The 16,835-nt window shown below is 60.3% G+C and carries 11 protein-coding genes, 2 pseudogenes and 1 other annotated feature; of the genes and pseudogenes, 2 read left to right on the top strand and 11 right to left on the bottom strand.

The window, feature by feature from the left end; genetic code table 11:
* Positions 1-22 precede the first annotated feature (22 nt).
* From IPP90_12590 to IPP90_12560, 7 genes are all read right to left on the bottom strand, one after another.
* On the bottom strand, positions 23-307 hold the full coding sequence (locus IPP90_12590; protein ID MBL0171546.1) for a hypothetical protein: 285 nt from the start codon (positions 305-307) through the stop codon (positions 23-25).
* A complete protein-coding gene (locus tag IPP90_12585; GenBank protein MBL0171545.1) occupies positions 301-1,623 on the bottom strand; it encodes a hypothetical protein in 1,323 nt (440 codons plus the stop codon). Before IPP90_12585 ends, IPP90_12590 begins: the two co-directional genes overlap by 7 nt.
* A complete protein-coding gene (locus IPP90_12580; protein MBL0171544.1) occupies positions 1,589-2,533 on the bottom strand; it encodes a DEAD/DEAH box helicase in 945 nt (314 codons plus the stop codon). Before IPP90_12580 ends, IPP90_12585 begins: the two co-directional genes overlap by 35 nt.
* Positions 2,534-2,552: 19 nt before the next feature.
* A complete protein-coding gene (locus IPP90_12575) occupies positions 2,553-2,978 on the bottom strand; it encodes a hypothetical protein (protein MBL0171543.1) in 426 nt (141 codons plus the stop codon).
* A gap of 837 nt (positions 2,979-3,815) precedes the next feature.
* Complete coding sequence (locus IPP90_12570; protein ID MBL0171542.1) at positions 3,816-6,584, bottom strand: hypothetical protein; 2,769 nt, start codon at positions 6,582-6,584, stop codon at positions 3,816-3,818.
* Positions 6,585-6,742: 158 nt separating this feature from the next.
* Complete coding sequence (locus IPP90_12565; GenBank protein MBL0171541.1) at positions 6,743-8,203, bottom strand: DUF4338 domain-containing protein; 1,461 nt, start codon at positions 8,201-8,203, stop codon at positions 6,743-6,745.
* 647 nt (positions 8,204-8,850) lie between these two features.
* Positions 8,851-9,084 (bottom strand): hypothetical protein, encoded by a 234-nt coding sequence (locus IPP90_12560; GenBank protein MBL0171540.1) that lies wholly within the window; start codon positions 9,082-9,084, stop codon positions 8,851-8,853.
* Positions 9,085-10,936: 1,852 nt separating this feature from the next.
* Here IPP90_12560 and IPP90_12555 point away from each other — a divergent pair.
* Together IPP90_12555 and IPP90_12550 are read left to right on the top strand one after the other, a co-directional pair.
* Positions 10,937-11,179, top strand: a pseudogene (locus IPP90_12555) (helix-turn-helix domain-containing protein).
* 216 nt (positions 11,180-11,395) lie between these two features.
* Positions 11,396-12,627 (top strand): IS3 family transposase gene (locus IPP90_12550; GenBank protein ID MBL0171539.1). Its coding sequence is split into 2 segments (ribosomal slippage): positions 11,396-11,678 and positions 11,678-12,627, totalling 1,233 coding nucleotides; the frame shifts between segments, so codons are not numbered across the junction.
* Positions 11,674-11,790: a sequence feature (AL1L pseudoknot), on the top strand. (Overlaps the previous gene by 117 nt.)
* A gap of 425 nt (positions 12,628-13,052) precedes the next feature.
* Here IPP90_12550 and IPP90_12545 read toward each other — a convergent pair.
* The 4 genes and pseudogenes from IPP90_12545 to IPP90_12530 form a co-directional block, all read right to left on the bottom strand.
* Positions 13,053-13,762: pseudogene (locus IPP90_12545) on the bottom strand (DUF91 domain-containing protein).
* A 33-nt stretch (positions 13,763-13,795) separates the two neighbouring features.
* On the bottom strand, positions 13,796-14,356 hold the full coding sequence (locus IPP90_12540) for a hypothetical protein (protein ID MBL0171538.1): 561 nt from the start codon (positions 14,354-14,356) through the stop codon (positions 13,796-13,798).
* Between the two features lie 106 nt (positions 14,357-14,462).
* Positions 14,463-15,206, bottom strand: a complete 744-nt coding sequence (locus IPP90_12535) for a hypothetical protein (protein MBL0171537.1) — start codon at positions 15,204-15,206, stop codon at positions 14,463-14,465.
* Between the two features lie 91 nt (positions 15,207-15,297).
* Positions 15,298-16,230: an IS481 family transposase gene (locus IPP90_12530; GenBank protein MBL0171536.1), complete on the bottom strand. Its 933-nt coding sequence runs from the start codon at positions 16,228-16,230 to the stop codon at positions 15,298-15,300.
* Between the last annotated feature and the right edge of the window lie 605 nt (positions 16,231-16,835).

Raw genomic sequence — 16,835 nt, 5'->3', positions numbered from 1 at the left:
GAGTAGTTCGAGCGCCTGCAGATCAGTAGTCAGAGTTCCCCTCCGCAAGCACCTTGTCCACCTTCGATTGGTGGAACAACTCCATCTGCAAGAGCGTGGGCCTCAAGCGCACGCCCAACTGGCCTGCAGCCAGTAAAACCGCCAGGTAGGCATCCTCAAGCGACAGTTGCTTGCGCAATCCGGTGAACGCCCCGAGAGCCTGGTATCCAGCGACGAGCAATGGACGCAGCACGTCCTTGTTCGAGTATTCCTGGATTCGCGGTGCGAGACGCGCTGCGGTCTGCCGCGAATCGCTGAAGATCAGCACCTTGCGACCCTGTGCGGAGCCCGCGGCGTTGCGGCCTGCTGACCAGGAGGCTGCACCTGGATCTGCCGGGCAACGAGGGCCTGGAACGGTTGATCACCCTTCGTCTGATGATCCTGAACGGACGAGCGCCCGTAATCGGCGTCATCACCGCAGACGCCACAGGGGCGGAACTCGCCGGATACATGCGGCTCAGAATCGTTGGTCTTTTCTCCATCGGCGACTTTGGCCAGTTTCGTCCGCTCTTTGCGAAGACACACCGTACGCATTCGCGGACCCAAGTGCGCGGGGTTCAGGCGTCCGGTCACCAGATCGAGATCCGCCTTCTCAACGTCCTCGCGGTGGGGTTGGAGAAGCAGGTCCAGTGGCTGGAGTTCCAAACGTCGGCCGTCCTCTGCCTGAAATCCTTGGCCTGGCTCGGCCCAGAGATAGCTCGGCTGCTCGACGTCATTCGTGTACGCCCGCGCGTACGCCGCACCGCACTGGCGGCATGTGTACAACTCGAACACTCGCGCTCCGCAACCACATCTCTCTTGTGGCTGAGCATACATCTTGCCTGTCGGACCGGAGCGCAACTTCTCGTCCAAGTCGGTGCACTCCGGATCCACGCACACCCAAAGACCTGGCAACCCTCGGAAGAAGGCATGTACCCGGCATGGGAGCAGACCCGGTTCCTTCGGCGTTGCTCTTGCCATGCTGCCAAGCGCCATCAGCGCTGTCGCGGCCTTTGCTGCCGTATCCGGGCCGACGCTGGGGAAGAGGTACATAGAGAGTCGCTCTAGACCCCATGCCTCAGTCATCGTTGCGTTCACGAGCGCCCCGAGTGGCGCGTATTGATCGAGCGCCGTATGGAGATCCTGCTCGAGCGACGCGGTAGCTACGACACCTCGCCATTCCAAGAACGGTTGGAGGATCATACGCCGCGACGTGTCTGTCGTCGCTCCATAGAGAGCCGCTATGTCAATCGCCGTGAGTTGCGTCGCGTCGCTCACGCCACCGGCCGCAGCCGACTGACGGTTGGCAAGCGTTCCCTGAATGACATCGAAGTCAGTGGCCGTCTTCCCTACCAGTCCAGCGCCGAAGATCGCAGCGGCGCCTGGATTGGAAAAGCTTGCGGAGGTGCAGATCACCTGCAATCGGTCGGCAGGTATCCCAAGGCGCTCACGCAGCCGCCGAATAAGCAGCGCGACCTCGGTACCCGCAGCACCGCGATACAGGTGCGCTTCGTCGAGTACCAACAGGAAGGTCTCCGTCGGGTTCTTCGAAAGCCATGTGTTGGTTGCATCAAACACCGGGCGCTCCAACGGGCGCATCAGCATGTACTCCGAGCATGCTGTAGTTGGTGACCAGTACGTCTGGGGGCGCTGCATGCACCTCGTGGCGCGTGAACAGCTCTGGATCGTCGGCGAGCATCACCGCTCTTTGAAATGCGCCCGTCGCATTCCGCCACCGCGTGCCGTGCCTGCCATACCATCGCTCCAGATCCGGCTTCGCCGGCCACTTTCCCTTCTCCTTCAGCGCGGCCACCAGATCCTTCGCGGTTGGATCGCTCAATTTGCTTACGTAGTAGTCTCCGATCGGCTTCAGCCGTGTCTGGTCCTTCTTGTCAGTTCGTACGCCCGGATAAAGCGTGCGACTGGTATAGCGCGCGAACCTCGCCGGGCGACCTGCATTCGCCTTGAAGAACCCAGCAATACGCGCATCGCCAAATAGCGTTCGAATGCGCGCCAACTGATCGTTCACGAGCGCATTCATGGGATAGAGCACTAGCGCTCTCACTGTCGGCGTGCCCCCAAATGCGCTCCCAGGGCGGGCCGCTTCCCGCGCCAACTTGCCCAGGATTGGCAACAAGAACGACTCGGTCTTCCCAGAGCCGGTGCCTGTCATCACAACCATGCTTCGTCCAAGCGCAAGAGCACTCTTTAGGGCCTGCGCCTGATGCGAATAGGGCGGGTCATAGACGAGCTTCGGCTTCGCGCCGTCTGCGGATACCGACTCTAACAACTCCACAATCTCGCGGTCCAATCCCGCGATGTCGCGATATCGCGCGGCTTTCACATATCGCGGCGTACTCTCAAAAAACGGCTCCTGCGAGATCGTCGCCTTAAGGTCAAGCAGATCGCGTCGCAACTGCACGAGTCGCGGATGGCTAATGTGGTAGGTCGCCTCGATGTAAGAGCGCAACGCTTCGTGAAGTTTCGCAATCGTCTCGGCTACTGTTGAGGACACTCGCGCGCTCCTTGCACCTTTAGGTTCTTTCAAAAAGCCAGAGTTCCAACACAAGTCTGCCCAATTCTGCTTCATACTGGTCATACGACATTTCGTAAGCGAAGAGACAAGCCTTCGCGTCGACTCGAGTCGCCACTACATCCCATCGCCGCTGCCACCATGAGGGCACTGGCCCGAAGAACCGCAGGACCACGGCACCGGAGTCGGCCAGCTCAGCACCAAACTGCTGAGGATGACCGGCGTTTGCGTCAAGTGCCATCTGCAACAGCCATGCTTGGTCGCATCCACGCCATTCGCTCGTGTGCAGATCCAGCAGGTGCACAGGTCTTCCATCGCTGAGTTCCACGTAGCACCACAGCGGCGCGCCGTATGCTTGCGGTCTGCGCCCGACGAACTTCCCTGACAGTTTTCCGGGTTTCACCCACCGGCCGCGATAGAAATGCACCGGCTTCGCTGGATCGATAACTTCTAGATCATCGATTTGGCCAATGACAGTGCCCTGTGACAGCTTCCCATCATGACGCTGTATGAGTTGGACAGCTGTCTCCCCGACCGGTCGCTTAAACCAAATGTCGTCCTTGATCTCTAGAAGGCCGAGCCCCTCAGCATAGCTGGCAGGTCTTCTCCAGCCCTCTCCTCGAGAATGCAGGCGTGCCCCTGACGTGCGATGCGCGCCGCGATCCCGGCAGGAACAAAATCGGCACCATCTGGGGCTATGCCTAGAAGCAGGCAGCGCTGCTTAGACGTTCGGACGAAGCTTGGCGGAGCCAGATAGAGGTGCAGTCGCGCGTCGTCCCTGCCGGGAGCTTCGATCAGGTCGCCGTATCCCGTCAATGCGTCAACTAATCCACCTATCAGGTCTTCGACGTCTTCCTCCTCGGCTACCAGCCCGCGGAGACCCATCCGGACCCGTCGCGTTAGCGTGGCAGGCGGACACGGGCAACTCAACGACGCCGCACGCCGCAAGAGCGCGGATAGGACTGCGACTTCATCGATGCAGGTACACGGATCTGATACACCGAGGGCCGCAAGCACACGGAGCACAGCCTCCTTTTGACTCAGAACCTCGAAGAGGATTTCAGTCACCAGTTCCACCCCGCGTAGATCGCGCCACCTTCGGCATCTTGACGAGACGCCACGTGCACCGCGATTGTCGCAAGGCGGGCCGAACGCAGCGCAATCGCTTTGCCGCGCAACTCGCCCAGATTACGTCGAATTTCGTCGTCGCTGTACTTCGCGCGCACGGCGACAGGGCTGCTTGCCACCCGAAGGGCGAAATCAGTTATCTGACGCGGGTACAGCGGATGGGCGCCCACTGCGAGGCGGGCAACTGGCTCCGCAGGAGGTATGCTGCCCACCCTATAACAGTGCGCATACTTCTAAGCGTATCCGCGAGTTCGGTGATGCGATCAATCGGACTAGCCGCCACCCACGACTCGGCGGCCTGCACGATCATGTCGCCAATGATTCGCTCGTCCGGGTGGTCGGTTAGCGCTTTCATCAGCTGCGCCATTCCCTGTGCTGTCTCGTTGTCTTTCCATGCCCGCTCGCCGCGCCGCCACGTGGCTCCTCCGATTGCGCCGGCGATTTCCGCCAACAGCAGCTTTAGCACGGACTGTCTGTGGGAGGCGGCCATCAGACTTCCTTTCTCTCGCGAATCCTGCCATTCGCTTGCTTGCAACAACAAGTCCGTCTCGTCGTATGGAGGATTGCCCAAGACTGGATGGACCTGAAGTGCTTCGAAACTTTGAACGACACCGCCAGGAACGAACACCGCAGCAGCCCGTCTCGTCCCGTCTGACGCGACCAGTAAGCCTCCTGGCTGCCTGAGTGAGACGCCCGCTACCGCTACGTCATAGCTGATCTGCGTTCGCTGCACGGGGTGTCCGACTGGGCGAAAATCAACTCGCACGTCGCTGGCACCCGCATCGTCTATCAGCTTTAGAGCAGGTCGTCCCTCGAGCTTGCTTGTTGCCCACCGAATCGGGTTGAACTCGCGTTCTGCTTCCAAGCTCGCCGCGCCGAGGACGCCAGCATCGAAGTTGATCGTGATCTTCGATGCAACGTCGATCAGTTCCTCCGCCTTCCGGTCTGCACGGACGTAGCCCTTGAAGGCCGCCTCCCAGTCACTTGGCTCTACTGGCAGGAGCATGTCGGGCAGTGTCTTGCTGAACACCTCTCTTTGTGGCCTGCCGGAAAGGAAAGTGACTTTGCACCGTGAACGCCGCCCGATCGGCCCTCTGAGTTGCAGTTGCACCTTTCCTTCCCATAGGTCCTCGAGAGCAGGCGATGCCGGGTAAGTGGACAAGGCCACCGCTTGGCGCTCCGTACGCGCGACTAGGGACAAGCGCTCTGACCGCACATGAACTCGCATGCTGCCGGACGGCTGCAACGCACTCTCGCTGCTCTCGGTATGCAAGGTCAGGTCGTAAGTACCTACAGGAAGCCGGCCTAGGCTTACGATCCTACTTGGCATCTCCGCGGTCTCGAAGTCGAGATTGACCACGTTGCCTTCCCCAATAGCGACTCGGATTCGATCAATTGACTGGTCGCTACGAATTCCTATCATCACCTCATCACGCTCAAGCCACGTTGCTTCGCCCATCCCATCCCACTCAACGGGCCAAAGGCCGACGGGCCACACCTCAAGCGTTTGAACCGCACGCAGTTTCAGAATTTCGAGCAACGCCTGCCAAACTTCGTCTACTACGATTGGCACCGTGAACTGAAGTGCATATCCCCCTTCACATGTCAGACGCACGCTCTGAATGCCGCCAGCTGGATGGCTGACAGGCTCAGGGATCGTCAGAACGTAGGTCTCGCCGGGCAGGACGGTCTTTGCGCTCTTGGCATAGGCAATGCCGTCTGCCGCCACACGAAAGAGGTGCCTTGAGCCCGCCGGACTGCGGAACGAAGACTGCAGAAGCATCCGTAATTCCGGCGAACCACCCTCAAGTTCGAGCAAAGGTTCGTTTGGACTCGGCCATTGCTGCAGAACCACCTGCTGCGGGCCAGCGCCAACGAGTCGCCCCCTGGCAACTACCCTGTCCCGGGCACGGACGATTCGTGCCCGGGAGTTCTCGAGCGCATGGCGATGATGGGGCAGTTGGCGAGCAAGCGGTGCAAGATCCGGGATTTCCACTATCGCATCCCATTCCCCAACACTTCGCGGTCGCAGCAATAGACGCGACTGGCCGACCTCACTGTCATTCGACCACGCTCTCGCAATGGCCACTGCGGCGCCGCGACGACCGGCGTTGCTAGCGTCCTTTCGCGACGAAAGCCCGCGAAGACTGAAGGCCTTGGTCGCACGTCGTGCCTCACTTAGCCACTCAGCGGAGGCGCGCTGCCGATTGATATCGGTCACAATGCGATGGAGAGTGGCAGTGCTTAGTAATTCCGTTTCCGGCTCTTCAACTAAAAGCGCACCGGCGATCTGACCGAGCAGTAGTTCGTTTTCCGCGAACTCCACGAAGCGCGAACTGGCCCCAGCGCTTCGCGCTCGTAGATGTGCTCCGAGCGCTTGGGCGGTTTCGAACAAGTGCGGACGCAGGCTGAACCGTGCGTCATACAAGATCTTCGCGAGCTGATTCTGAAGATCTCTTGGCAGCACGCCGTGCGTGATCGGCCAGCAAATGATTGTGAAGTTCCCGGCCCACGCTCCGTCCGGCTCAGCTCCGCCAAAGGTACGGGCGAATCGTTCGAACGCCTCGCGGATGAAGTTGCGCCACCTATCATCCCACTTGGGCGTGGCTTCTGCGAAGCTCTGCCAGTATTCCCGGCCACTATATCGATAGCCGAACTCGGCGGCGTAGATGACCCCTGGGAGGAAGCTACGCAGGCTAGGACTGCGGCTATCAAGTTCGCGACGGACCGCGGCTTCCAGAGCCACGACCTCATCCTCAGCGAGGCCGTGCTCCAGTGCGAAGACTGGCCAGCCGCCCGCTGCTCGCTGGGCCGTTAGAGCAGCAAAGTGATCGCCTAGGCGATCATGCCACTCGCCTAGGGTGAGAACCTTTGCAATCGTTCCGTTGGTCGCCTCTTCTGTCACTCGATCCGAGCCATTGTTCGAGACACTGGAGCATCGCAGTTACCACTCACAATCCCGTCGGCGTCCTACCAATCCCGACCCTGAAGCCTCGGTATGGCGCTCCGAGGACTCTAGGCTGAACAAATGTGTTCGGCCGCGGCTGTTCCGCAAGGAACACGCTAGCTGGCATCGAAGAGGGGCCCATCCGTACTGAGTTCCGGGAGTCGCACACGAGCTCCGTGCACGACTGGGAAGGCAAGACAATGCTGCCTGATAGATTCGACTACTTCAGGGCGGAGAATCCGCTGGGCCAACCATCGGCGCCTCCAATATGACACCAGAGCCTCCGTCCCTACATTGTCGTCGGGAAGTATGTATCTGGCTCGCTTTGAGACACCGATCAGGACGTCACGAAAGTTCGTGGCCAGCGCGACAGCGTAGATCGCGCGCGCACTGCCATGCTGGAGGAGTCTGTCGGATGTCAATCCGAGCGCATCCAGCGCCCCGCGCACTCTTCGGAACTTCGGGCTAACGCCCTCTCCGAAGATGCTATTGACTCGCCTCCCATCCTGACCACGTGCAGTAAGGCGCTCAAACAGTTCGTTCGTCGTCTGTGAGAAGTGGTGGGATCCATATCCCTCTGTTTCGCCAATGCGCAGGAATTCGAGATCAGAGTCCGTGCCGCCGAACGCCGAGCTTGGCACCTTCAGCCGGTTATACTGGCTCGGCGCGACATCGTACAGGCTTGTCGTCCCCAGCAGAACCAGATGAGGCCTACGTCGTATGGCAGTCCCTGCCATTGCTGATGCAATAATGCTTGCACTGTTGGCGTATCGCTCGTTGTACGTACTAACTACTGTCGGACTCGCCATCAGGAGTGAGACGAGCTTGCCGCCGAGAATCGCACCGTAAGACGCGACAGCACCGCAGACGGTGATGTCCATCATATCTACTCCGACATGTCTGGCCTTTACGTGTCGGATGACAACCTCGATAGCTCGGCGCGCCGCCTTGTCCTTCAAGGCGTGCATGAGGTTTTCCAGCGTCGGCTTGGCGAATCCCGCTGCTTGAAGCGACAACTTGGCGGAGAGTAGCACCACGAGGGACTCCGCTCGCTTCGCCTCGAAAAGGTATGTCTCCGACAATGCAGCCCAATCCGAGACCGTTTTCCCCGAGGCGCCCTTGTGGCGGCCGCGCTGAGGAGTCTTGCGGTGCTTCTCACGAGCCGTCGTCGCCAGACGACTGAGCCTTTCAAGCGCCTCCGGCGTCGGCTTCGAAAGCACCCTCGCGGTCAGCTTGGCACGCCGCAGGATATCGTCCGTTCTTCTTCCAGCGATTAGCTCCTCGAGCGATCTATCGAGCCAACGCGCCCATTTCGCACTAGGAGCGTCAGTCACGCGCTTCAGGATTGCAGCGCCAGTCCAGCCAATCCACGAGTCCCTTGCGGCGAGTTGCACGATGCCGCTTCCGAGCGCTCCAATTCCGATGACCGGATGGCATGGTGCCGCTCTATCCCGAATCAGGAAGTACATCTTCCGCCCCGGCGTGCTCTTATATGCCGTGGTCCAGGTGTGGCGAAAATAGCGCCAAATGTCGATTAGACGAAGACCAGTGATCTCGCACACAGCGTCGGTGTGCACTGGCTGTACGTACGGTTCAACACAGCGAGCAATCGCGGCATCTCGTTGGCCTTCTGGTAGAGACTGCGACTGCGTCCGAAGAGTTCGGCAAAGTTCACGACCGTCTCGCATGAGTGAGAAGATGGAGTACCAGGCCCCCGAATGGACGGGGACGCTCCAACTCCGTGATGAATCGCCGAACGGAGGGCGTCGTTAACTGCGCGTCTCGCCCCACGTGGTGTCCTGCTCTCACTTGGGCTTTCCGCTGCTCCGGCGATCCGCTTGCGTCCGGCGCAGCGACGTCGATACGCCGTCATTCGCACGTATGTCCCATCCCTGCGACGCAAGATCAGCAAGCAGAGAGATGCAGCATTTCGCCGCAGTCGCTGATTCGGGCCCTAAGCTGTCAGCCTTCGCCAGTGCCCATGATCTAATCTCCTCGATTGCCTCTTGTTCTCCCGAACAGTGAGCAAGCTTTGCGACTACAGCCAGCAACTGTATTGCAACCTGCCGCTTACTCATCACTGCTGGTGCAAACGGGAAGCGAGCCTTCGGTTCACCGTCCCGCATGGCTCTGCCACCCGCGAGACGCAATGACGGCTTAACCGACTTCTCGGACCTGTCGTTCGTGCCACCGCGAGTCATAGTACTTTTGTCACTAGAAGGGGTCACCGCTCAGAAAACGCCGCCAACGCATCACTCCAATCGACTATGTATCGATCAACGGCCGTGCGCGTCTCGTGCGTACTGCATGAAAGTCTCGCTCGCGCCGCCGCGATCACCAGGCGCTCGATTGCCTCCCGCTTCTGTCTCTCGTTGCCCGGCAGTGCGGCATCGTAAACACGCTCGACAAACGGGTGTTCGTTGTTCAGACAGACGGTGATGACGTTGCCCCTTCGCATAGTTGAGAATAGCGCGTTCGTCCCCAATTGACCGAGCCGCACCCGATACGCGAAGTGATCTGATGAAATCCTCGCTCTTGCAGGAAGGCTTATTGAGGGAAGGAATGAATCCTTTGACGATGCCTTTTTGGCCGCTTGCCCCTCAAGACCACTTTTGACGAGTTCAAACGCCCTGCGCGCTCGCGAGTTCAACGTCCTGGCAGTCGACTCAAAGTCGGGGGTCAGAATCGAGCGCATAGCGAACTCCGGGCTTATCCTTCGCTTGGTGTGTGACGCCAAACGGTTCGTCCGCGTCTGGCTGGAAAGACACCTCGCAACGCCACCAGTCATCATAATTCTCCTACGTTTCGATCCCATGAGATGCCATCCAAAATCGATTTCGCGGCCAGCGCGCATTATCGAGACCCCCGCTCCACCGACAATCTGACGGCGCTCTTCTCTTGCACGGGAAGCCCGTGCCACTGGTCGATAGGCAACTCAACGAAACGGACCGTAACGCTTGTCTGTCGGTCTGAGCCCGGCAGCGCAATCGCGTACTGAAGAGGCGGCCCCGTACGGAACCCCTCCTCCTTCGCCGCTCCAGGGTGGACAAAGAGAGGATCAACTCGGGCATACCGATTGGTTGTTCACATCGATCCAGCATCCTTGCCACAGTTTCCTTCCGGTAAAGTCGTCCAGAGCCATCCGTAGCTTGTCAGCCAGAGTGCTCGCCTTCTTGACACCGAAGCGGTCGCACCTCGACCACATCACGATAGTCCCGTGCGACGCGGCATAGTCGACTGCCCAATGCGGGATCTCTGCGATGTAGGACGGAGGGATGCCGTCCTCAGACTTCCCTACGAGTTCGTCAACGTCGAGATAGCAGCCCCACGTCGTCGCGCGTGGCTGCCACGAGACAACCTCTAGTCTGCGAGCTTGACTGACCGACGAGTTCGGAAGTCCCCATTCCGAATCGTCCGAGCGGACCGATCATCAAAGCAGCTCGATCCACCGAATTGCAAAGCGCGGCGAAGTGTCTCCGGGGCCATCCCTGGCGTCATCAAGTACAGCTAGAGATAGCTCTCTCCCGCTGAGCCCGGAGGACTCGTGCACAAACACGCGAATGGAGTGCGCCCCGCTTGGATGGCATTGTCTATCAACTCTGCGACCGCGGCGGTGGTGCTGCGATAACCAGCATCACGTGTCGCTCGAATAAGTTGCGGCCTGCGACAAGAGCAAGCGAATCGCTCGGTACGGTGGTGCGTGTTGTCATATCAGCATCAGGAGGGCATTGGCGTTTTGCGGCGAATGCGGAACGGGCGTGGGGAAGTCCTCATGGTCGCGAACGTAGCGCCGCGCCGTCAACTGCGCGGCTCCCAGACCCTTGGGTCGACGAATGCGGATTGGTCACGCGCGACTCCCTCGTCCCTCGACAGGGTTGGCTCCGAGGACGTTCTGTTCAGGACGAGTGCCGGATCCATAAGTCGGCAGGCGAGGGTCCCGCTGTCGGGGACTGCTGCCGTTCGGTCTGTGCAGGAAGGAAGAGCGAGCGTCGTCGCGAACGGTTGGGCCTTACGCGAGCCTGCGTCATCCGAACCAAGAGCTGCTATTCTTTGTAGACCGTTAGCATTGGCGCGGCAGCCAAATGCATCTGCAGCCTTTACGGCACGACCCGCACGCCTCGTTTCGCCGCTCAGAATCGATCTGCATCAAAGCGATGCCAGTTCGCCCCACGCCACGATATCCACTCGCATCCGCCATGAGCTTTTAACACTCAAAGCCACAGCCCCCGGCACCGCGGTCGGTGGTGCGAGTTCTCGTCGAGACGCCTGCGAGAACCGTGCCGCTCGACTCGTTCCTTGACGCACTCTTTGTGCTTGCGCTCAAGCAGACCGAGGAGCGCGTACCTGTCTCGCACACGAGCCTTCCTGCTCAGCCGGGGCTGTTGGACACGACTCGAGCCGCGGAATCCCTTGGCATCTCAAAGCAGACCATGGCCAAGTGGCGACTGAACGGCAACGGACCGCCGTATATCAAGATGGGTGGCGTGGTGCGCTACAAGTCGGAGGACTTGGCCGCGTGGCTCTACTCGCGGCGGGCCCGACACACCACGGAGGCGCAGCCGAATCTAAAAGCACGACCTAACCAGCGCTGGATCGGCGACGGGTGTGACGTCACTACTTCATTCGCTTCTCTTTCCTTGGCGCGGCCATCAGCTCTGCAAACTTCACCCCAGTGGGGCGACGCTTCTTCACGCTGTTGTATGCGGGTACCCATTCGATATTCTGAATCGACCCGGACAGGAGACTCCAAAGTGTGAGAGGTTGGAGTCATGGCGAAACGACCACGGTTTTCCTCAGAAGTGCGTGAGCGGGCAGTGCGGCTGGTGTATGAGCACGAGAAGGAGCATACCTCGCAGTGGGCGGCGATCACGTCCGTCGCGGCCAAGATTGGCTGCTCGGCGCAGACGCTCAGCAGCTGGATCAAGCGGCGAGCGGTCGACACCGGCCGACGCGCCGGGGTGACCACCGAGGAACACGCGCGCGTCAAGGCGCTCGAACGCGAGAACAAGGAACTGCGCCGCGCGAATGAAATCCTCCGCAAGGCGTCTGCGTATTTTGCCCAGGCGGAGCTCGACCGCCGCGGGCCGTGATCGTGTCCTTCATCGACGCGCATCGGGAAGAGTTTGGAGTCGAGCCGATCTGCACGCAGTTGCAGACCGCTCCGTCCTGGTACTACGAGCAGAAAGCGCGTGCGGTGGACCCGTCGCGGGTGCCGGCGCGTGCGCAGCGCGATGCCGAACTCCGCCCCGAGATTGCGCGCGTCTGGCGCGCCAATCGGCGCGTGTACGGCGCGAAGAAGGTGTGGAAGGAGCTGCGCCGCGAACGCCACAGCGTCGCGCGCTGCACGGTGGCCCGCCTGATGCAGGCGGATGGGCAGCGCGGTGTCGTGCGCGGGCGACGCGTGCAGACGACCATCCCGGACGTGCACAGCGAACCGCCGCGCGATCTGGTGCAACGCAACTTCACGGCGACGCGCCCGAATCAGCTGTGGGTGTCGGACTTCACGTACGTCTCCACGTGGCGCGGCTTCGTGTACGTCGCGTTTGTGATTGACGTGTTTGCGCGGCGTATTGTGGGCTGGCGCGCGAGTACCTCGATGCGCAGTGACCTGGCCCTCGATGCACTCGAACAAGCGCTGGCGGATCGCGACACCGACGGGCCGCTAGTACATCACAGCGACCACGGCGGGCAGTATCTCTGCATTCGGTACACCGAGCGGCTGGCGGAAGCCGGCATTGCGCCGTCGGTCGGCAGCCGTGGCGACTCCTACGACAACGCCCTGGCCGAAACGATCATTGGGCTCTTCAAGACGGAAGTCATCTATCGCGACGGACCGTGGAAGAGTTTCGACGCCGTCGAATGGGCAACCTTGGAGTGGGTCAGCTGGTTTAACACGCGGCGCCTGATGGAGCCGCTCGGCTACTTGCCCCCCGCTGAATTTGAAGCGCACTATCATGCACAGCAGGCCACCTCGGAACTCGCCGAGTTGGTACTCAAGTAAAACAGTCTCCTCGAATCCCGGGGCGATTCATTCCCCTGACTCACGAGGGGTGTGCCCCCCCGCCGCCCCCTCTCATTTGTTCACACCTGACGTCCTTTGCAAGCACCCTCCTTCTCTGGGAGCGCGGCACTACGAAACAATGTGCGTTGCCATTGCTGGGGAGAGATAGGGGAGTTGACTCCGAGAACCAATGGGGCTGGCTAGCCTTCTCCTTCAAGATGCTGCTGGCGGCACGTCTGGGACCTCACTAGAAGAGTCGCTGAGCGTCCTCGCTGCTTCGGACCAATACTTCGCCTTGGTGGCACACATGAACGATCCTGATCAGGTCCAACGCCGGCTTCAGCAGCGGGCGGTCAAACAAAATGCGAGCGCAGCGGACTACCATGTCGCCCGACTGCAGACAAGCATCGTTAGACATCGCGCCTTCAGATGTTAACCTTTCGAAGCCTCACTGACAGTTCGTATTCATACAGGGATACGCCAGATAGTTCAGAACACGCGAGCTTTAGGTCGTCAGAGATTTCTCTTGCGGCGATTATTCCGCGCACCTCCTGTCCCAGGTTCAGCCTGCTTAAGCCTGATCCACGACATGTGGCAAAGAAGTTGTCCAACCACCCTGTCGTATCCTTTGCCAACCTAGGTTCGATCACCACCAATCTTGCGGCGGCATCAACGGCGAGGATGTCGACAAAGCGACCGCCGACAGGGGAACTCTGGCCCCGTAATCCCCTCCTCAGGATCCTGATAGAGTCGAAGTCCTGGCTCAATCGCTCTCGTAAGCGAACTCGCTGGGACCGTCAAGCTCGCCGGAGTCCTCGATGGGCTCTTGGACGCCGATGTCCGCCTGGGTGTGGATTGGCGCCGGATCGCGGAGTGGCGAATAGCGCCGAAACCTGCTCCCATCAACCTGGAACAAAAGATCCTCGTCGGCTCGGGCGCTGTAGTGAAGCCGGCTTGGCGCATTGGTCGAGAATCGAATAAGGTGAGCTGAGACGGTTCCCTGCTTTACGAGTGGATAGCGCTGCGCGAACCAAGCGACAGCCGCCTCTCTGCCGAACACCTGATCTTCGCGTGCTGCGAGATCAGCGATCATGTCGCGGAATAGCATTCGGACCGGCTTGTCGTAGAGAGGCATCAGTGGCTTTTCGTAGGTAGGTCTAACGCGAGGTTAGGCGCCATCGCGAACGAATGCATGGACTATGTCGCGCTCGAGTTGACAGGCCGAAGACTTGGCCCAAAGGAAGCGGTCCTTGTCACGCAGGGACAAATCGCCAGGCACGGCGGCCTGCACTGCTTCGCGGTATTGCCCGTAGGCCGTCCAAACGGATGCGAATCGTGTCAACGATCCCAATCCGTGGAAATCATTAAGTTGCTCGCAAACGCGGACATCGTACACGGTGAAGTCGTCGGGCCATAGGACGGTGAGAATGGCGCTTGCCATCGGGAGTGCGAACTTCCAGTCCTCCATCAGCATCCGAAGACGCGCCTCCGCACTTGTCACCTTGGAGAGCGCAGACGTAAGTTCGCGCACAATGGCCTCCAGATCGGTGCGCTGCTCCCGATCCATCCTCTGAAGCTTCCGCGCAATCTGAGTCTTTGCTCGATTCGCCTTCCAGATGATGATCGAAAAGAAATCGAATGCTCCGATCGACCCGTCGGCAGCGAAATGGCGATTGACGTCCGACTGCAGGTACTCTTCCAAGTTGTAGTACCGAACGTAGTCAAGCATAGGACCTCAGCATGTGCGTCTAACGCGATGGCGTTCTGCTGCAGCGCATCAAACATTTTGCGCGCGGAGCGCGCGTTCCAAAATGCGCTGGCTGCAGCAACGCTCGCTAGGTGTCATGTTGCGGGGCTCTTTCAATCGGCGCCCTGTCGGACAGCAAGCCGAATAGCGGAACGTCCGGGAGGGTCCTGTGTGCCAGTTCAGCGAGGTCGTACGGAAGGCTGAAGTATCTACGAAACCAGCTGCGTTCCTCCGTTAGCTGTAGCCGCTCAAACTTCGATCCTGCGAGAACCTGTTCGGCGTCAACTGAGAGCTGAACTTTGTGATGTGCAAGAGAGTTCCGCTGCTTGGACAGCGCGACGAGTGTTTCGTGTAGTGCCGAGCCTTTAGGGAACTCGAAACCCGGCGCGAAGGACTTTGGCCCCGCCAGCCATTTGTCCTTGAACTCGGCTCGCTCGATCAGAGGAAATAGATCCGCTGAGCCGGCGTTTGCTAGGCCGATAGCCAGCACCGCATTGATCAAGGCTTCGGAGAGCGCTTGCGCGATGACAGTGACGGTGACGTACTCTGCCATATGTCGCGCGTCAAACCTCTCATGAAATTGCCATGTCGGCGAAGAAGCAAACTCTGTCTGCTTGTCTACAAATGCCGCGAGCTGATCGGGATCGTGATCGGGGTTTAAAACTCGCAGGCGCGCTAACTCTAGGTCGCGCTTGGGCTGGTAGTCATCGGCCGGCCGAGGTACGAACGAGTCCATTTCCCGCTCGAGCGCGCGAAAGGAATCCCACCGCGCGCGGAGTGCCTGATCGAGATATGTATAGCTGGCGCTGAATTGAAAATTTGTCAGTGGCATAGTCGCAATATCTGATGAACAGCTAACGCCAATTCGGTAGATCGAGCTAACGCGAGGTTGGCGCGTTAGCTGTCGTTACCGGACAGGTTGTTCATAGGGTGAGGCGACTGACCGGTGGCATGCGGCCATGCGCGGTGTGGGGTCGAATGGTGTTGTACGTTGTCAGAAAGGGTGGGAGGGCGCCAGCGCGATGCGCCGACGAGCGGTACGGTTTGACGTAGGCCCATTCGCGGAGTGCGGTCTGGATGAAGCGCTCCGCTTTGCCATTGGTGCGCGGCGTATACGGGCGTGTGCGGAGATGTCGGAGCCCATGCTGCGCGAGCGTCGTGGCATACGTGCGCTGGGTGTAGCAGAAGGCATTGTCGGTCATCACCGCCTCCACGACGATCCCCAGGCGGTGTAAGAAGCGGAGCGCTTGCTCGAGAAACGCGACGGCACTCGCGGCCGTCTCATCGGGCAAGAGCGCCGCATACGCGACGCGCGAGGCATCATCGATGGCGACATGCAAGTACTCCCAGCCCGTCGCTTGGCGGCGGCCTCGGACCGCGCGATTGCCGGTGATACGATGGCCTACGGTGCCCGCTTCGATACGCCCGAGCTTCTTGCTGTCGATGTGGAGCAGTTCGCCGGGCCGCTCGCGCTCGTAGCGGATGATCGGCGGCGGTGGCGTCAGCGGGGGCAGGCAGCCGAGCCCCTGTCGACGGAGCACATCGCCGACGGTCGACACGGGCAAGCCGAGCCGATCCGCGATGCGGGGGCCCGTCAGCCGCTGCGTGCGAAGCGCCACGATCCGGCGCTCGAGTCTCGGCGTGAGCTGGCGCGGCGAGTGCCGTGGTCGCGACGACGCATCACGCAGCGCGGGCAGCTCGCCCGCCTGATAACGCGCCACCCACTTCCAGACCGTCCGCTCGCTGATGTGAAAGGCGGCGGCCGTCTCGGCCCCACTCCACCCGTCCTGGAGCACGCGCTGGACGAGACACACTCGCCCTGCGAAGCCCAACCGGGCATTCTTGTGACTGTCCACTTGGCCCTCTGGCGCTCACGTACTGGTGGTCTCGACAACCCCAGCATGTGGCCGACATGGCCAAGTGGACAGGCTACCTCGCTATGAACAACGTCTCCGGTAACGACAGTTAGCCCGCGGAGCTAGAAGGTCACCCTTCGAAGTCTATCTTGCATGTTTTCGCCGCGAATGGCCATGCGCCGAGCGAGATCTCGGTCAAGAAAATGCGCCTAGCTACCTCGTTGTGTATCCGGCCTGAACCATCGTCCTCCGTTGTGGCCTCGCAGTCGGTGCGCTGGGCTTTCGCTTGCTCAACGGGATAGCGGACGCAGCCCAATGCGCCGGACGGATGATCCTTCCGTGCTGACGCTCGCGTCGCTACATGCCGCTCAGATCCGAAGGGCGAGACCGCTGACGATGGTGCCCGTCGTGCAGAGCGAGAACTGGTGTAGTTCCGGTGTAGTCGAGCAGAGAAACCGCGGGAATTCTCGGCAACCTGCGGGAATCTCGCTCGCCAGTCATCTCGTCATAATCCCAAATCTAGCAACAACTTAGGAAGACTCGAGAACTATCTGGCATCGACAAGCCGAAGACTGAAAATCCGCGTGTCGGGGGTTCAATTCCCT

This window comes from Gemmatimonadaceae bacterium, assembly GCA_016720905.1.
Taxonomy (GTDB): Bacteria; Gemmatimonadota; Gemmatimonadetes; order Gemmatimonadales; family Gemmatimonadaceae; genus Gemmatimonas.
Note: the sequence above shows the minus strand (reverse complement) of the source record. Positions and strands in the feature narration are given on the sequence as shown.